The 18,970-nt window shown below is 37.7% G+C and carries 13 protein-coding genes and 1 pseudogene; 10 read left to right on the top strand and 4 right to left on the bottom strand.

Features of this window, described 5'->3' with window-relative positions:
* Positions 1 to 184 precede the first annotated feature (184 nt).
* Both AC1VU3_RS12710 and AC1VU3_RS12705 read left to right on the top strand, forming a co-directional pair.
* Positions 185 to 808: a zinc dependent phospholipase C family protein gene (locus tag AC1VU3_RS12710; RefSeq protein ID WP_482983673.1), complete on the top strand. Its 624-nt coding sequence runs from the start codon at positions 185 to 187 to the stop codon at positions 806 to 808.
* A gap of 165 nt (positions 809 to 973) precedes the next feature.
* Positions 974 to 1,758 (top strand): annotated as a pseudogene (locus AC1VU3_RS12705) (GNAT family N-acetyltransferase).
* A 439-nt stretch (positions 1,759 to 2,197) separates the two neighbouring features.
* Here the strand turns inward: AC1VU3_RS12705 and AC1VU3_RS12700 are convergent.
* Positions 2,198 to 4,162 carry an S-layer homology domain-containing protein gene (locus tag AC1VU3_RS12700; RefSeq protein ID WP_482983672.1) on the bottom strand — a complete coding sequence of 655 codons (1,965 nt, stop codon included), beginning with the start codon at positions 4,160 to 4,162 and terminating at the stop codon, positions 2,198 to 2,200.
* A gap of 184 nt (positions 4,163 to 4,346) precedes the next feature.
* Between AC1VU3_RS12700 and AC1VU3_RS12695 the strand changes: the two genes are divergently transcribed.
* The 6 genes from AC1VU3_RS12695 (at position 4,347) to AC1VU3_RS12670 (ending at position 14,699) form a co-directional block, all read left to right on the top strand.
* Positions 4,347 to 5,810, top strand: coding sequence for an O-antigen ligase family protein (locus tag AC1VU3_RS12695; RefSeq protein ID WP_480388868.1), 1,464 nt, complete (start codon positions 4,347 to 4,349; stop codon positions 5,808 to 5,810).
* A gap of 699 nt (positions 5,811 to 6,509) precedes the next feature.
* Entirely contained in the window at positions 6,510 to 8,765 is a 2,256-nt protein-coding gene (locus tag AC1VU3_RS12690) for an S-layer homology domain-containing protein (RefSeq protein WP_482983671.1), read from the top strand.
* A 1,039-nt stretch (positions 8,766 to 9,804) separates the two neighbouring features.
* The gene (locus tag AC1VU3_RS12685; RefSeq protein ID WP_482983670.1) at positions 9,805 to 10,947 is read left to right on the top strand and encodes a polysaccharide pyruvyl transferase family protein; all 1,143 of its coding nucleotides are present in this window, start codon (positions 9,805 to 9,807) and stop codon (positions 10,945 to 10,947) included.
* Positions 10,947 to 12,041 (top strand): glycosyltransferase, encoded by a 1,095-nt coding sequence (locus AC1VU3_RS12680; RefSeq protein ID WP_482983669.1) that lies wholly within the window; start codon positions 10,947 to 10,949, stop codon positions 12,039 to 12,041. Before AC1VU3_RS12685 ends, AC1VU3_RS12680 begins: the two co-directional genes overlap by 1 nt.
* Positions 12,038 to 13,558 (top strand): murein biosynthesis integral membrane protein MurJ, encoded by a 1,521-nt coding sequence (gene murJ, locus AC1VU3_RS12675; protein ID WP_482983668.1) that lies wholly within the window; start codon positions 12,038 to 12,040, stop codon positions 13,556 to 13,558. Before AC1VU3_RS12680 ends, murJ begins: the two co-directional genes overlap by 4 nt.
* A 91-nt stretch (positions 13,559 to 13,649) precedes the next feature.
* Complete coding sequence (locus AC1VU3_RS12670) at positions 13,650 to 14,699, top strand: glycosyltransferase family 4 protein (RefSeq protein ID WP_480388881.1); 1,050 nt, start codon at positions 13,650 to 13,652, stop codon at positions 14,697 to 14,699.
* A 96-nt stretch (positions 14,700 to 14,795) separates the two neighbouring features.
* Here AC1VU3_RS12670 and AC1VU3_RS12665 read toward each other — a convergent pair whose 3' ends face one another.
* Both AC1VU3_RS12665 and AC1VU3_RS12660 read right to left on the bottom strand, forming a co-directional pair.
* Entirely contained in the window at positions 14,796 to 15,851 is a 1,056-nt protein-coding gene (locus AC1VU3_RS12665) for an LCP family protein (protein WP_482983667.1), read from the bottom strand.
* Positions 15,852 to 15,962: 111 nt separating this feature from the next.
* A complete protein-coding gene (locus AC1VU3_RS12660) occupies positions 15,963 to 16,598 on the bottom strand; it encodes a YigZ family protein (protein ID WP_482983666.1) in 636 nt (211 codons plus the stop codon).
* A 136-nt stretch (positions 16,599 to 16,734) separates the two neighbouring features.
* Here AC1VU3_RS12660 and AC1VU3_RS12655 point away from each other — a divergent pair, with 136 nt between their 5' ends.
* Positions 16,735 to 17,880, top strand: a complete 1,146-nt coding sequence (locus AC1VU3_RS12655) for a sensor histidine kinase (RefSeq protein ID WP_480388861.1) — start codon at positions 16,735 to 16,737, stop codon at positions 17,878 to 17,880.
* A gap of 35 nt (positions 17,881 to 17,915) precedes the next feature.
* Positions 17,916 to 18,590, top strand: coding sequence for a response regulator (locus AC1VU3_RS12650; protein ID WP_480388860.1), 675 nt, complete (start codon positions 17,916 to 17,918; stop codon positions 18,588 to 18,590).
* Positions 18,591 to 18,753: 163 nt separating this feature from the next.
* Here the strand turns inward: AC1VU3_RS12650 and AC1VU3_RS12645 are convergent.
* On the bottom strand, positions 18,754 to 18,970 hold a 217-nt coding region (locus AC1VU3_RS12645; protein WP_482983665.1), incomplete at its 5' end, for a hypothetical protein.

Here is an 18,970-nt window from a genome sequence, read left to right as displayed (position 1 = left end):
AAAGTGGAATTCAACTAGTTTAACCGTTTATAAAAAAAAGATTGAATAAAATCTCTAAGGTTTGTTTTATTTAACTAAATCAGATAATGCTTGTTAATAAATACATTTAAACAAACGGGACAGAATAGTTCAACAAGGATACAGATAATAATGTTAGAATATTCATGTAAAGGGGATGAGTATTTTGGGTTCAAGAATAATGCACTTGATTATTGGTAATAAAATTGCAGATTCTTTATTGATAGAAGATAAAACATCATTTTTGCTTGGAAGTATTGCTCCAGATGCGGTTTTTTCATATGAAGAAAAGAATTTATCACATTTCTTGATAGGTGAAGTCCAAGACTATTCAAGAAGCGTAGATTATAAAGGGTTTTTACGTAAATATAGTTCACGAGTAGAACATACAAATCATTATTTATTAGGGTACTATACTCATTTAATTGCTGATGATATATTTCTAAGAGGTTTTAACCTTTCTTGGTTAAGGAACAGAATGGATGCTGATGAAGGATTATATAAGTTGTATCATAATGACTTCCGATTACTAAATGGAAAATTATTAGAGTACTATGGTTTTACAGATGAACTTAAAAAACACCTTAGTTATTTCCCTACAATTCTAGATTTAGAAGAAGTTAAATCTAAAGATGTAGAAAAATTTGTTCCTTTTGCATTAGGAGATATGGAGTACGATAAGGAAGTTATAAATGAACAACTTAATGTATTTACATTCAATCAGATAATAGGTTATATAGAGACATCAGTTGACTTGGGATTACTGAATATCAAACCAACTCTTACATAATAAATCTTCAACTAACTGTGTGCTTTAGTAAAGATCAATGGGCTGCTTAGGGAACTCTTTTTCATATTGATCTAACGGGACAGGTTAGCTTGATAAATACTTGGAATATTTATGCTATAATTCGAATGATATTAATTAAATTTTTGAGAACTTAAGGGGAACCAGATGCTAAATTTACAAGAAATGCTGATGCTAGATATTTCATACTATGAAACCTTTTCCAAACGAATTGATACTAGCTGGGGAATGTTATTTTGTAATGAAAATCAACCAAATTATTATGATTCTAATCACGCCCATATTATTGATGAGTGTTTACAACCACAGTCAGTTATAGACGAGGTTATTGGTTACTATCAGTCTAAAAAGATCATACCAAGGTTTTATATTTATAATATAGAGAACCAGCAAAATCTCATTACTGAATTAAAAACAAGAAATTTTAGATATGAGGAACTTATTAGTCCTGTTCAATTATGGAATAACCGAGTCGTAGAAATTCAGAATAATAAGAGAGTTACTATTGAAAAAGTGACAAAAGAAAACTATCAGGTAGCTTTAGATATAGAATGTAGTATTAAAGAATTTGGGGGAAAAGAGACTATTGAGAAAGTTTATAAAGAACAATTCAATCATTCCTCCTTCACACACTATCTTCTTCGCTTGGATGGAGTAGCTTGTTCAACTGCTTGTATTTTGAAGATGGAGAGCAAGCTAGAATGGAAAGCGTAGCTACAATTGATGAATTCAGAGGTAAAGGATTAATTGGTGAAGTTATTCAGTTTATACAAAAAGAAGCAATAAATAGAGGCATAAAAAGGCTTTGGGTTTTTCCGATAAATGAATCAATAGAAAAAGTTTATCAAAAGTATGGATTTCAAACAGAAAAAAAGTTAACAATGGGACACGCATTTTTAAGTGGAAAAAGTATAACTGAAATCCGCGAATAATATATAAAGGTTTGGGAGCGTTACTGAAATAAGGAGTTTTAAAATAATCAATCTTTTTTATAAACAACAGTCCTTAAAAATAAAAGAAAGCTATCGTTTTGATTAATCTTTATTCAAAACGATGGCTTTTTATATACAGTAAAATCAAGAATTTAAAATGATTTTTAATCAAACTTTATTCTAAAGCTAGAAAAACTAAGAACGTCACATCGTGTGACAACGTTTTCCTGACTAACTTCCTGTTGGCCTCCACTCCAAGCGTCCGACGATGCGGAGAACCTAAGTCCACAAAAAAAGAAGTCACTTATAATTCTATTAGATAGAAATACCAGTGCTTCTCATTCAATTTGTCCCAGCCTCTTCCTACACCAGATATAAAAGTATTTTTTATAAATATAAAAAAGACTGAAAACATAGCTGTTTTCAGTCTTTCGCCCTGTTACTTGGTAATATTTAATTCTTTGATGTACTGATTAGAGATATATAGTGGGGTAGGGTCTACTAAGTCTGAGCCTACCTGTACCCATCCAGGAATGCTTGTATCATAAATGATTACTGGCATGTTGCTGTTGGTATATTTATAAGCTGCTGCCAGATTAGTAGATGGATCTCTACGTACATTTAAACCAGCAGTGGTCGTCATACCGATTCGATAAGCGTTTCTAGCATCCTTAAATCCTAGTGCTTTATCAATATTATAGAAGTGACCAGCTGCCTTTGCTCCCCAATAAGGGTCAGAAGCATACTTCACATTAAAACCTATGTTTTTATTACCAAACACGGCACCATTTGCATAAGGTGCATTTGGTGGGATGTAATTCTTATTCCAAAACTTTTGAATCAATTCTAAAACGTTTGCCTCTACAGAAGCGAAGTTTTTATTCGCTGGATTCGAGTCATAAACATATAAGCCAAACAGGTTATTATAGTTTTGAGCATGACTACTCAATCCATACTGACTTTCATGCTGAGCTAAAGCTAAAATCATTAACGCATTTATGTTGTGCTCAGCCTCTATCTTTTTAAGAATTTCTCCTAAGCCAAGCAACTTACTTTTCTTCGTTGCGTCCTTATAAACAAGAAGGTTTGCGTTATTTGGGTTAACCATATAGCTGCGCTCTAGTGCTGCAAGCTTCTCATTAATATAGCTATCTATTTCCTTAGCGGTATAGTTCGTTTTAGATCTTACCGGAAGGAATTGATAATAGTTATAGCTTTCTCCAACTTTCACGCTGTTGGTATTAATAAAGTTCACACCGTCCCAGCTATAATATTTTTTTCCGGGCACTAAGAATGTAGGAGCCACACCCATTACATAGCTAACACGTGTTTTCTTAGAATGGTTATAGATAGAATGACGTAGCTCCCCATTACTTACTTCATAGTAAGCTCTGTTTTCGCCTACCATCGTATAAGGTAATAGGTTTACATCGTTCTGTTTCACATAGCCTTCTCGGCCTGCGATTTTAATTTGCACCCAATCCTTATCACTACTAATATATTGAAGCTCAGTATCAGTAGTTGTATAGGTAGGGGAGGTAATTTTATCTGCATTATATATATTTGTAAAACCTTTTGTAACAGCGAGTCCAGAATTCATTTTAATGATCTTATCATTAAGAGTAATCACTTGATTACCACCAGACCATGCTTTTAACGCTTCTTCATAGGTATTATATTTCTTCCCTTTAATAATCTGTCCATTTACGACTGTATCCAACTGATAAGTTGTTGTTTCAACGGGCGGTGTTGTCGGATTTTCAGGAGTCGGCTCTTCGATTTCAGGCTTTAACAGATCAATTGCAGCTACTGTTCTATATAAGAATGCTGCAGCATGTGCGATGGTAGCATTTCTTTTTGGATAGAAGTAAACACCAGCCTTCTCATTACTTCCTCTGATAATATTCAAATTTACATTAGCAGAGACTGCTTTTGTAAAAGAAGGATCGATTTTAGCAGAGTCTTTAAAGGTAAGTTGAACTTCTTCTACTGGAAGTTGTAAGTATCTAAAAACTTTATAGAGCATCCCAGCCATTTGTTGACGAGTAATTTCTTTTTCTGGCTTAAATGTTCCGTCAGGATATCCGCCAAGTATTCCAGCTCCAGCTGCATTTTGAATCTCTATTGTTTGAGAAGTATTTGGCTTTAAATCTTTAAACTGATATTTCGTAGAAGCTGGTAATTCGAAAGCTCTTGCTATGTAAGAGGCAAATTCTCCACGAGTTACGGCTTTGTTTGGATTGTAGTTGCCTTTTGAGTCAGGTCTAATAACATTTTTATTAGCCCAATAGGATAATTCATGCCTCATCTGATGATTATCTATGTCACTGGCAAGTGCAGAGTTTAAAGATAATTGGCTAAAAATGACAAGAATAGCCAACAAAGTAATTATGCTTTTCTTCAACAATGTCTATTCCCTCCCTTTTTCGAACTATTTTTAGTTTAACAGAATGGTTAGGAGAAATTAAGGGTATATTGACTGGTTTAATTTGTTTGTCAATTTGTTATGAATTCTTTGCGTCAATAAGTAAAAATGATGTTATAATGGGTGAGTTATAAAGTTACGAACTAGAAAGGGTAATAAATCAATGTCACAAATAAATAAACATCTAATAAAGAAGGATTTATATACCTTCATCGGGGCATGTTTGTTCATGGCTGTCAGTCTACTATTGCCGACAAATATTGCTCTTGTACTGACATCGCTATTTTTTGTCGTATTCTCTTATTTGAAACCTTTTCAGGCGCTTCTATTTTTAATTCCCTATGTATCAATTAGACCAATACTAATTGAAATAAATCCGGGCTTGAAGCTAATAGGAGATTTAGTAATCTTTACAGCCTTCGCAAAGCTGGTTATATCAAGTAAGTTCAATTTGAAAAGCTTGCTTACGTTTAAATGGTTTGAATGGATCTATTTCACTTTTTTAATTTTCGGCTCAATTATAGGGCTTTTAAATGACGTAAGTATAAGCTCCGTAATATTTCAGTTAAGAACCTTCTTAATTATGTATTTAATCTATTACATCTTGTCACGTTCCTTGTTGCCAAATACTTGGCTCGTGAGATTAGCATGGGTTACTGTATTTACCTCGTGGCTTGTATCTCTTCATGGGATTGTCGAAAAGCTTTCTATGAGACAATGGCTATTGCCTGACGTGTGGAAGTATAAAACACTTTCTGCTACAAACATTGTGCGTATTTATGGACTACCTGGAAACCCAAACTCACTTGCACTAATACTGATGTTTGGAATTGCAGCAGTACTATTCTTGATGTATTTATATAAGTATAAATCGTATAAGATTTTCTTAACAACTAGTCTCGTACTCTTCTTAGGAGTATTCACGATGACCTATTCTCGTGGTACTTGGATTTCAGCAATTGTGTTAGCGGTTGTATTCATTCTTCTTTCAAAAGAGTGGAAGCTCATTAAGCAACTTGTCATTGCGGGAGTTGCTGCAATGATTTTAGTTTACTTCCCAGTGAACTGGGGACTAAGTTATTTTCAGAGTCTCGGCTTAGAGGCCCCGAAGGACAACGTAGGAAGTATTGGCGGTCGTATCGAAGAAACCTTTGCGAAGGAAAATCTCGAATTGATGACGCAAAGCGGACGTTTCTTCTATATTAAAAAAGGATTTGAGGTTCTGTCTGATTATCCATTAACAGGAGCCGGCTTCGGAACATTTGGTGGTGCAGCCACTTTATCCTATGGCTCGCCAATTTACGATAATTACGGTATCCGGTCCGATATTTATGGAGGCAAGAACTTCTATTCAGATAACCAATACATTCAGGTAATCGCAGAAACTGGTGTGGTTGGTGTCCTATTATTTGCAGGATTTTTACTTGGAATGCTAGGCTTGTTATGGAAAGAAAGACATACAATGCTTGGGAAGTTCATGATTGCTCTCTGGTTCTCAACCGGATTCTCCGGCCTGTACTATAATATTTGGGAGCTAAAAGGCTATACCGTCTTCTTCTTCCTTTTATTCGGAACGCTTGCAGCAATGCAAAATTGGTATCCAAAAATTGAATTCAAAGATAAATAATGAAAAGCCAGGTTCTCTCGTGAACCTGGCTTTTTCGTATGTAAAGTACTGAAGGGAGGGGGATAGGAGAGAGAGACTATTGTAGTGAGAGCTGACCGTACAGTCGAAAATTTCTGGTGAGACCACATTTATATGAGCATTGTAAGTAAATCAGTAGGTTTCACAAGTAACTACCCACGTTGTGCAAGTAAACAAACAGCAATAGCAAGTAATATTCCAATAATAGCAAGTGACCTCTGAGAAAGTGCAAGTATTTCCTTTTTACTTCCATTTCTGTGGAGGATGAGTGAATGTCGATGGTTACCACTTTATTCCATTTCGCCACTAAAAACACGATAAGCACACAAAAGTATAGATAAGCGCAACTAAAACAAAGAAAAGTGCAATGAAAACAGAAATATTTGCAACTAACCTAAGAACCTCTAACCCCAGAAAATCTCCCATCCTATAATGGATAGAAAGCCAAGTAAACTTTCCTGTAGGGGTCAAATCTTCCTTTTGCAACTAGAAACTTACTATATGTAAAAATTATCAATTTACAGACAAAACACATCAAATTACCTACTTTTCTCTAAAAAAACTCCCTTTTATTTCAAAATGTATCGATAGATTCATAGAAAAGTAAGGGTTATTTTGTTATGCTTAGGAAAAATGAGAGAAGGATGGTGTTTAGCTTCCATATGAATGAAGCGAATTGACATGCTAAAAAGAAAACTTCAAGTAATATCTGTGGCAATTGTTGCACTAATGATTTTGGTGATTCCTGTCGAAGCGATGGCTTTTCAGGTAACAAATAAGGATATGCCTTTGTCCTCGGGTGTACAGTATAAGAAATATACTTCTGGGAGCAATTCTGTCAATCATATAGCTGTTAATCTTCAAGATCCCTACACAGCATTAAAGATAGGATTACCTAAACCTATTAATAGTTTAGCAACGACTACTGCTATCGCGAATAGAGACTCGGTTGAGGGACACAGAGTAGTTGGGGCTATAAATGCAGGTTTCTTTGAAATGAGTTCTAGTGCAAATAACTACAAAATGCCGATGTATTTACTATCACATAATAATGAGATTTTTAATGGTGGAGTAATCTCTACTTCAGAGTCCTATTACGTTAGTTCACCTATTGCATTTGGAATAAAAGAGGATGGCTCAGCTGAAATTGAAAGCTTTGATTTTGATGTAAATCTTACATATAACAATCAAACCTATGAAGCTAGCGGTTTAAATAGAGAAAGACAATCAAATGAGGCAATAGTATTTACTCCTCAATACTATAAGGGCCGTACTGGATCAAATGAATATGGGATGGAAATTGTAGTTGTTACAGATGAACCAGTTACTAGCAATTATTTTGGTCAAACGCTTACTGGGAAAGTAACAGAGATACGCGATTATGGTGTAAAACAAACTACGCCTATCCCAAAAAACGGCTTTGTTCTTGCGGTAAATGGCTCCAAATGGATTAATATTTTCCGTAACGTAAAGGTAGGAGAAACACTTACTGTTGGATTTGATATTAATAAAATTTGGAAAAATTCTCAGTATATGCTGGGAAGTGGTCCAATGCTTGTAAGAGATGGTAAACGTTATATTACAATGAATACAAACAGTTCAAGGGCAAAAGCGATTGTCCCTAGAAGCGCGGTTGCTATCAGCAGTGATAAAAAGCAGGTTCATCTTGTTACGGTAGAAAAGATGTCCTTAACTCAGTTTGCTGATTATCTGGTGAAGCTAGGTGTCGATCGTGCCATTAACTTGGATGGTGGCGGCTCTACTACAATGGGTATCCGTGACTATGGAAGCAACACGGTTGTATTAGCAAACAGACCTTCAGGTGGCACGCAGAGAAAGGTTTCTACTATTTTAGAGGCAATTAGCACTGCGCCAACTGGAAAGCCGGCTATCATTAGCGCATCTCGAGATAAAATTGGAACATTGTTAGTAGGGGCTTCGGTTACAGTAGGCGTGAACTATGTGTTGGATGCACATTATAATCCGATTAAATTTAACCCTGCACAGGTAACACTTTCTTCTAACAACAATCTTGTGACAACAAGAGGGACGACTTATACTGCTGTATCTCCAGGAGAAGATCGAGTATATGTTAACTATGATACGGCAACTCAAAGCTTTCCGGTGAGTGTCGTAGCTGCACCTTCCACTTTATCAATTGGTTCAGCGAAAACAGTGAATACAGGAGGCTCGCTTTCATTCTCAGCTACTGCAAAGGATGCAGCGGGGAACAACTTAATTTATAATGCCAATCAGCTATCTTGGTCTGTTGAAGGCGATATCGGCCAAATTACTGCTAATGGTAAATTTACAGCGGGCAATAAGCCAGGTAAAGGGAAAGTAACTGCACAGCTTGGAACGAAAAAGGTTTCTGTTGCTGTGGAAGTACAGGTTCCTGCATCTGAGCTAAAATCTCCATTCACGGATATTAGTGACGAAAATGTATATGTAAAAGAAATTGTGTATTTAACGAGCAATAATTATATTAATGGTTATGAAGATGGAACCTTCAAGCCTTCGGAGAACCTGACAAGAGCACATGCGGCTGTTTTAATTAGCAGGGCATTGAACTTAGACTTAGAAAATGTGACCGACCCAGGTTTTGCAGATGTTCCAAAAACTCATCGTTATTATAAAGAGATTGCTGCAGTAGCAAATGCTCGTATTGTAGGTGGGAAGGAAAATAATCTGTATGACCCACAAGGAACATTAACAAGAGCTCAGATGGCTGCTATTCTTACAAATGCTTATAAGCTTACAGGTACTTCTGCAATAACATTCACGGATGTGAAGCCAGACTATTGGGCACACAAATCTATTTCTTCATTAACTTATAATAAAATCACGACTGGATATGAGGATGGTACATTTAAACCAAGTAAGCCAGTAACCAGAATGCACTTCAGCGTATTCTTATATCGTTCGATTCATCGATAAAAAACTGCGACTGATGCAAATTTATGGGAAGTACTTATGATTCTATCTAATAGAATTATAAGTACTTTTTTTATGGACATAGGATCTTCGCATCGTCGGACGCTTGGAGTGGAGGCCAACAGGATGTTGGTCAGGAAAACGTTGTCACACGATGTGACGTTCTTAGTTTTCCCTCCACAAGGTAAGCCAGCCCCCATCGCTAACGCGCGTGGTTGTGCTGTCTTACCTACCACCCTGCTCCCGCTGGAGTCGCCGACACTGCTCCGAACAGATGGTGATCCTACTAATGTTAAATTTTGATTAATAAATTCTAAAAAGACAGAGCATATCAAGAAAAGACATAGTTTTGTTCCGCCTCTTCTCTGATTAGTGATTTATAAGATCGAACAAAACAGAAGCATTATAACTATCTGCGTCATAAGAATTATAATTGCTTTCTTATTGGTTAGAGGCTAGGATCTCTGTTACGTTGGACGCTTTCTACAGGATGAGCGGTAAGCCATAGCCGATTGCTACGTGCTATGTCTTACCTGTCTCCCTCATCCTGGTTGAGTCGTCGACGCTGCTCCGACCAATAGTGATTCCACTAATTCTAACTTTTAATTATTAAATTACAAAAAGAAGGTTCATCACCAAAAGCTAGGATTTACCTATAAGAAAAAGTTGATTGAAGTGTCGGCTGGCGACTCCTAGGGGATAAGCGCGTGCGGAAAATCCAATTGTTTCGTAAGCATGCGAAACAATTTAGTTGGAGCCGCGCCCCCAGGAAAGCGTCCAGCCAGAACGGAAATCAACCACAAGTAATGGCGAATAACCATATTCGTTTCCTTGCTTTTGAGATGTTTATCAAAGGAAAGTGAACATTAGGTGAGTGTTCGATAATCTCAAACAAATTGCCTACTAGAAATAGAATGAAAACGACTGTGGTGGCTGAGGGAATGGCTACTTGGCGCTCCTCGCTTGCTTGTCGGGACAGAATAGGCGGATGCCCTTTTCTTATGTTATAATCAATAATCATGTATCAAAAAGGATGGAATTTATGAAAATAGGTATTGTAGGAAATTACGGAAACGACAACAATGGCGATGAAGCTATTTTATTAAGCATTATAGAGCAATTACTTCAGACTTTCCCCATTAAAAGTGAGGATATCACCGTATTTAGTAATAACCCCGCTCAAACTGCTGAAAGATACAACGTGCAAAGCTATCCGCTTTATTACAAAAACGGAAATGCCCCAAAGACATTTATCAAAACATATCAGACAAACAAAAAATATGTAGCTGGTTTTGATTTGCTTGTTATTGGTGGTGGCGGTATCCTAATGGACCTTTATAAAAGAGAGGCTCCGCTATACGGTTCTTACGCAATGATGGCGAAAAATGCTGGGACTAGCTATGTTGTATATGGCTGTGGAGCTGGCCCACTGAATACCTCACTAGGGAAATGGTTTATCCGATATATGTGTAAGCATGCAGACAGTGTGTCGGTTCGTGACCCGCAGTCGAAGGAGCTTTTACAGGCAATCGGAGTGAAAAAGCCGGTAGCTATTATTGGAGACCCAGCCTTCACGCTTCAAAGAGAAGGCAAGGTGCATGCAGAGACTCCTAAGAAAATTGGAGTAACGGCAGTTCCTTATTACAATACAAGTTATTGGCCAGAGGGTAATGATGAGAAGTATGACGCTTATATTTCTGGGATGGCCAAAAACTTAGACAATCTTTCTGCAGAGCAAGACGTAGAGATAACATTTTTTGCGACAAAATATCCACAAGATGCTGATGTCACAAAGGATATCTTGAAGAAGATGAATTCTAAGGAGAATGTAACGATTGTTGATCGAAATCTTCCTCCACAAGCTATTTTAGAAATGACGATGGAGCAGGATGTTGTGATAGGAACGAGATTACATTCTTTAATTCTAGCAACTGACACACAAACACCGATTATTGCTGTGGCATACCATAAAAAAGTAAATGACTTTATGCAATTAGCGAAGTTAGGGGAGTATTGCTTCTCTATGGATGCCATCGAACAGGATAGCAATCTGTTTGCCCAAGCATTTGGCAAAATGAAAAACGACTGGGCTGATACAGTGGAGAATACGAAAAAGATTTCCGCTCATCTTCATCAGGAAGCAATGGGTGGTACAGTTCAATTTCAAAAGGCTGTGAAAAAATAATGAAAAAGGTTTTTGTCATTAGCAATATGTACCCTACCCAGCAACACTTATCATACGGTATTTTTGTGAAAAATCAGGTAGAGGCACTTCAAAAAGCTGGAGTGCAAACACTAGTAGGGGTTAATACGAATCCAGCAACAGGTGCTAAAAATGTATTAAAAAAATATCTTAAATGGGCACTTCAAGTATTGAAAATAGGTGCTGCTAATAAAAGCTCTATTTCTATTACACATGCTCATTACGTGTTTCCTTCTGGTATGTTCTCTTTATTACTGAAAAAGCTCTGGAAGATTCCTTATGTAGTCACGGCTCATGGCGGAGATATTGAACGTATGGCGAAAAAAAACGAGCGAATTCGTAATTGGACAACGAAAATATTAGAGGAAAGTGCTCATATTATAGCGGTGGGACCAGTTTTGGCTGATCAAATTCATGAGGATTTTGGAATAGATCGCAATAAAATTACCGTCATGAGTATGGGAGTAAATAGAGAGGTTTTCAAGCCGGGAAACAAAGACGAGGCAAGAGCCTCTCTTGGCTTGAATCCGGATGAGTTTCTATTTTCCTTTGTCGGTAATGTGATTGAGCAAAAGGGAGTAGAGGAGCTATTAAAAGCCTTTGAGATGGTACAAGCTAAAACGGATAAAAATAGCAAGCTAGCAGTCATCGGCTCTAGAAGAGATACTGCCTTTATTGAAAGAATTCAGCCTCTTGTGAATGATAAGGTTCTATTTGTTGATCCAGTACCACAATCTCAGCTTGTTACTTGGTTCCAAGCGAGTGATGTGTTTGTTCTACCTTCCCATATAGAGGGCTTTGGGCTCGTGGCGTTAGAAGCACTTGCTACAGGAACACCTGTCATTGCTTCTAGAGTTGGTGGGCTTGTTTCGTTACTGGAAAATGGAGCAGGACATCTAGTAAATGCGAAAGAGGTAGAATCGCTTGCGAATGAAATGCTGACGGCCGTTCACTCTGCTGACTACTATAATAGAGAGAAAGCGGAGGAAGTGCTGCAGCTGCATGATGAGAAAAACATCATTACAAGATTGAAAGCTATCTATGAAACTGCGATAGAACAAGGAGTAAGATCATGAATAAGTTTGTCAAAATTATTGGTGCTGTCGCAGTCATTAATGTAGTTGCAAAGATGTTTGGGTTTTTCCGAGAAATGGTCATCGGGTATCAGTTTGGGACAACTGATACGGCAGATAGCATCATTTCGGCCTATATGATTCCAAACTTTTTATATTTAGTGGTAGGGGGAGCGTTTACTACCGCTTTTATTTCGGTATATAACCGTACAAAAACGAATCAAGGGGCGTTTGTGAAGCAAACCTTTACAACAATCAGCAGTGTTATCTTAGTATTAACTGCATTGATGTTGATATTCATTGACCCATTGCTTCACTTACTGTTTCCAAAGTTTGATGGCGATGAATATATTCTATTAAGAAATCTATCCTTTTGGATGATTCCTTCTACGGTTTTCTTAGTATTATCTTCATGGTATAGCGGGCTTTTAAATGTGAATGCTAAGTTCCATCTATCCAGTGTCGCTATTTTAATTTACAATGCTGCATTTGTGATCATTGCTTTATTTGGTTTTTACTGGATTGGGGCAATGAGCTATGGTGTAGGGGCACTCTTGAGTGCAGTGCTGATGATTTTCTTCTTAATTGTGGGCTATCGAAAGCTGAAAATAAATCCTGTCGGAATTTCTTTTGCACAAGATGAATCGACGAAGAAGTTTTGGATCATGGCACTCCCGATTATGCTTGGAGGAGCAACCATCCAATTTTATACGATCATTCAACGTATCTTCTCTGCGTTTTTAGAAGATGGGTATGTATCAGCGGTTAACTATGCAACCAAGCTTACGCAATTTCCACAGGCCATCTTAATGACGGCTGTGACAACAGTCATTTATCCACTGCTAAGTAAAAAGGTAGCGGAGAAAGATTATACATCGATTAAAGCGCTTTATACGAAGGGATTACGCTATTTAATCATCCTTTTAGTGCCGGTTACTGTTTATGCATTCTTTTATGCAGAAAATTTAGTGCAAATTATATTTGAATACAGCAACTTTACAGCTGAATCAACTGCCATTACTGCACCTGTTCTAAAAACATTTGTACTGACAATGTTTTTCTTGGCAGCTAACACATATGTGACCAGGTTCTATTATGCAGAAGGAAACTCTTATGTACCGGTAATCTTCAGTTTGATTAACGTATTCCTCATTAATATTGGATTTACTTACTTTTTCTTAGATTCTCTAGGAGTTCAAGCGATTGCTTGGGGAACGCTCATATCCTCCGCAACCAATTATATGATGCTTACTCTTTACGCAAAATATAAATTTGGATTAACTTTCTTCAATTCGGGTAATAAGGGAATTGGAAAGATAGCTATTGCTATTGTGCTCATAGGTATTGTTACTTATTTATCAAATAGGTATTTTATTTTCGACTATAAATGGTTAACATTTATAGTGGGATTAGTTATATTTACCATTACCTTTGCGGGAGCTTTTCTTTTATTAAAAATTGAAGAAGCTACTACCATTTTCATGAAACTAACTGGGCGACTTAAGCGTCCAATAAATTAAATTGAAAAAAATCTGGGTAATGAGCTATTTCCATGCTATAATACAGAGAGTTTGAACATAATAATAGACATTGTGAGGAGGAGAAGAATTGATGCTTGCCTTTACATTGGTTCTGGCATTTGTTGCATCCATCTTATTTACTCCACTTGTAAAAAGATTAGCGTTCCGCATTGGTGCAGTTGATAAGCCAAATCACCGAAAAGTTCATGCGCGCATTATGCCGAGACTTGGAGGACTAGCTATATTCCTGGCTTTTGTAGTAGCGTTCGCTGTATATCGACCTGACGGTGGACACGATAAGGCGTTACTCCTAGGTGCTTTAATCATAATTATTACAGGTGTTTTGGATGATATGTTTGAAATATCAGCAAAAGCGAAATTACTCGGCCAGCTTTTAGCAGCTGGAAGTGTTGTAATATATGGTGGATTACAAATTGAATTTATTAACTTGCCGTTTGGCGACTTTCAATTACAATTTGGTTACTTTGCAATTCCTTTGACGATCCTTTGGATTGTAGGAATTACCAATGCAATCAACTTAATTGATGGCTTAGACGGTCTTGCTGCAGGAGTATCTGCAATTGCTTTAGTTACATTGTCCGCAATGGCGGTAATTATGGGTAACCCATTCGTTGCAGTGATGGCAGCAATTCTTGCCGCTAGTACGTTAGGTTTCCTAGTATTTAACTTTTACCCAGCAAAAATCTTCATGGGTGACACTGGAGCATTATTCCTCGGATTTATGATCTCCGTATTGGCACTAGAAGGATTTAAAAACATAACAGTGATTGCGTTAATCATCCCTGTTATTATGCTTGGTGTTCCAATTTCTGATACATTCTTTGCAATCGTTAGAAGAATTCGTATGAAGCAGCCACTTGGCTCTCCAGACAAATCTCATTTACACCATTGCTTATTGAATGCAGGTTTTACTCATCGTCAATCCGTATTGATTATTTATGCAATTGCAGCGATGTTCGGCATCGCAGCATTGATCTTCTCCCAAGCAACAGTGTGGGGAGGAATTCTATTATTAGCTATCATTCTCTTAGCTATTGAATTATTCGTAGAAGTTGTTGGCTTGGCCGGCAAAAACTATCGACCTATTCTAAACTTAGTAAAGATTATTGGAAACCGATAATACGAAAGAAAGCCTTCTATTCTTGTACAAAGAATAGAAGGCTTTCTCTATGAATGAAAAATGCTCTAGGAGAATTATATCCTCCTAGAGCATTTTTTAGTTGATGGAATCATCCTCTACTGCAATACCTTCCAAAGTATTATGGGTATCGCTATCTGATACATTGTCTAACCCAGGAATGATACCAAGATGTGTCTTTAAGATATCCCTTGTTTCTTCCAGGCTTTCTTCTCTGAGCTTCCAATAGTAAACACCTGTGCTCATATCATCATAGCCTTCAAGAGTCAGTGTATCGATTTGAGGGGCCCCCCCCTTGATGTATTCAAAGAAGGATTTCATTTCATCGAATGTCATATCTGTCTTCATGTTGTTCCCTACTGCTTCAATCACTTCGCCATATTTCGTAAAGGAAGTAGCAGAGCTCGCTTTTTTCACGATAGCTGAAAGAATCATTTGCTGACGTTTCCCACGTTCTATGTCATTATCAAGCTTTCGAGTTCTAGCAAGTGCCAATGCCTCACGTCCGTCTAGTTCCTGTAAACCTGGCTCTAGAGCCACCGTATTTTGATCGTTTTCATCTTTTTCTAGAAGCTTATAAGGAACCTCGGCTTCGATTCCTCCAAGTGCATCTACCACTTCGATGAAGGCATTGAAGTTCATTTTTACATAATAGTCAACAGGTACTTCTAGTAAATCCTCTACTGTTTCAATGGTCGCCTTGGTGCCACCAAAAGAATGTGCATGGGTAATTTTATCGTTGTATCCAACCTCATCTATATAGACATAGGAGTCACGAGGAATGCTCACAAGCTTTACAGATTTTGATTGATTGTTTAAGGTAGCAAGAATCAATGCATCTGTACGTGTGCCTTTTTCTCCTTGGTCGCGCTTCTCGCTGTCATCGACCCCTATAAATAGGACAGATACATTGTCATTAATCGGCTCTACCTTCTCGGCACGAAACTCGGAAGTATCCCGACCTTCTACTTTTTCATAAGCCTGGTCAGCCGCGGTTTCTGCTTTTTTGGTCAAATAAGCCGCATAGGTCGACAAAGAAATTAGCAAAGATGCAACAATGATTAAAGAAATCTGTAAAGCTAGCCGCTTTTTCGATCCCTTTTTCTTTACCTTTTTATATGATTTTCTATTCATGTTTTAATCTCCTTAGGGACATTGTTAGGTAAACTGACGTTTTTCAACAAATTAAGTTTCAAAAACATTACAATACCCTTTATTATACATTGGAAAAGAGATTAGGTAAATTTAATTTATTTCTTCTTCTAAATACTCTTTTTCGACAAGCTCTATCATTGCTTGTCCATTTGTCATTTCAGTGACCCAATCTGAAAAGCTGTCCTGTTCTTCTTGCTTCGTATATACGTATAACTCGACTAATTCTGCATAGGCAATGTCTTTGAGTAGATAGGTGGATTGTCTAACTTCATTCTCGACCTTCCCTAGCCAGGTATAGTCAATCGATATTTTCATTAAACAATGTACTTGTCTTTCTACAACTTTCGCCGCATCAATCCCTTCTGTCGTTGCTTTTCCGTAAGCTCGAATGAGTCCCCCGCCTCCAAGCTTAATTCCTCCAAAATATCGAGTCACTACTACAACTGTGTTTTTTAATTCCCGTTTTTTTAGGACTTCAAGCATCGGAACTCCTGCTGTACCAGAAGGTTCCCCGTCATCATTTGCTTTTTGTATGTGATCATTCTCTCCGATCATATAAGCAGAACAATTATGAGTTGCATCTTTATGCTTTTGCTTGATGGTGTTAATAAAATCTTGTGCTTCCTCTTCTGTTTCCGCCCGCTCTACATAAGCGATAAAACGGGACTTTTGAATAATGATTTCCTTCTCTCCATAGCCTTTCACAGTTCGGTAATTGTTTTTCATGATAAATATCCCTCCAGATTTGTTTGAAATATAGTTGTAAAGTAATTTTAATTTATTTTTAGTAAATTAGTGCTATAATAGATTTGTCAGAAAGAATGAATGAAGTCTCATTTGCAACCAAAAAAGGGGAAAACATATGACGAATAAGCACTTTGCAGTCCAATCGTTAGATGTTATTTTCGATCGGATGGTCGAAGTAATGGATCATTCGAAAAAGGATATTTTCATTATAAGCGAACAAAGCCGCCAAAGCTTTGAGGAAATGAAGGTGGAGTTAGAAATAATTCGGGGAAACATCGAATTAGTGATTGTGGAAGGGGACACATTAGAGGCAAAATCTAGGCTTGCTCGTAATAGACTAGCAGAGGTGTCAAAGAATTTCGATTCTTATGACGAGCCCCAGGTCCGACTTGCATATGAAACAGCTAATGAACTTCAAATTAATCTACTAATTAAACGAAATGAAGAAAAACAACTTAGGCACAGAAGAGATGAACTCGAAAGAAGACTACAAGGCTTACTTGAAATGATTGAACGAGCGGATCAGCTTGTCACACAAGTAAATATCGTCATGAATTATTTAACTTCCGATTTAAAGGAAGTAGGAGTGGCGCTTGAGAATGCAAAAATCAAGCAAGACTTTACATTAAAGATAATTGAAGCTCAAGAGGAAGAAAGAAAGAGACTTTCACGTGAGATACATGATGGACCTGCACAAATGCTTGCTAATGTGTTACTTAGAACAGATTTAATAAACCTTACATATCAGCAGCGTGGCGGTGAACAAGCAATGGAGGAAATTACGGAGCTGAAAATGATGGTCCGTAATGCCTTATCCGAGGTTCGACGAATCATTTATGATCTTCGCCCTATGGCTCTAGACGATTTAGGCTTGATTCCGACTCTTCGAAAGTATATCTCTACAATGGAAGAATATAATCCGAACCACAAAATATATTTCCAAACCTTCGGAGAGGAACAGCGACTTCAGCCGAATTTTGAAGTAGCAATTTTTCGTTTAATCCAAGAATGTCTAACCAATGGTGTCAAGCATGGTGCATTCACGGAGGCATGGGTGAAGCTCGAATGGGCCAAACACAAAATGAATATTATTGTGAAAGACAATGGTATTGGCTTCGATCCAAAGGTCGTAAAAGAAAAGTCCTTTGGATTGATTGGTATGCAAGAGAGAGTGGATTTACTTGAAGGGACAATGAAAATTGTTTCATCGCCAGGCAATGGCACGACAATTTTGTTTAGCATCCCGCTAAATGAGGAATAGTAACTACAGCCGTTTTTAATAGGAGGAAATGACCAATGACAAAAATAATCATTATAGATGACCACCAACTTTTCCGTGAAGGAGTTAAGAGAATCCTAGACTTTGAAGATACTTTTGAAGTAGTAGCGGAAGGTAGCGACGGTGATGACGTGCTACGCCTTTACGAACAACATTTCCCAGACGTAATACTAATGGACATCAACATGCCAACTAAAAATGGGGTAGATGCTACACAAGAGCTAATGGAAAAATACCCAGAAGCAAAAGTAATCATGCTCTCCATCCACGACGATGAGTCTTATGTCTCTCACGCACTAAAAACAGGTGCACTAGGATACATGCTGAAAGAAATGGACGCAGTAGCAATCGTCTCTGCTATCAAAGTAGTAGCAAAAGGCGGATCTTACTTACATCCAAAAGTAACTCGTAATCTAGTACAAGAATTCCGTCGTTTAAGCGAACGTGAAAATAAAGGCAATTTCCATCAAACCGAAATTCGCCGCCCATTCCACTTATTAACGAAGCGCGAATGCGAGGTTCTACAATTACTGACAGATGGACAAAGTAACCGCACCATCGGAGAAACTCTATTTATCTCTGAAAAAACAGTCAAAAACCACGTATCCAGCATCCTACAAAAGATGAACGTCAACGACCGCACCCAAGCAGTCGTAACCGGCATCAAAAATGGCTGGGTCGAAGTGCGATAATAGATGATTGGACCCCCTCACTGTGTGAGGGGGTTTTTGGTTGGTTTAGGCAGTAGGTTATCTAGCAGGAGTGGGAGGTTATAGCTGGAAAGATAAGAACACTTTGATCTATTGCTCGGTATGGAGGGGCTACTGCTCGGAAATGAGCCGCTAGTACGCGATACTAGTAGTCTATTGCTCGAAAACCAAGCGCTATCGCGCGGAAGATAAAGACACTTCGGGTTACCGGTAAAGCGGGTTTACTGCTCGGAAATGAGCTGCTACTGCGCGATACTAGTAGGTCTATTGCTCGAAAACCAAGCACTTTCGCGCGGAAGACAAAGACACTTCGGGTTACCGCTCGGTAAAGAGGGTCTACTGCTCGAAAATGAGCCGCTACT

Source organism: Psychrobacillus sp. Z16_25, assembly GCF_056856695.1.
Note: the sequence above shows the minus strand (reverse complement) of the source record. Positions and strands in the feature narration are given on the sequence as shown.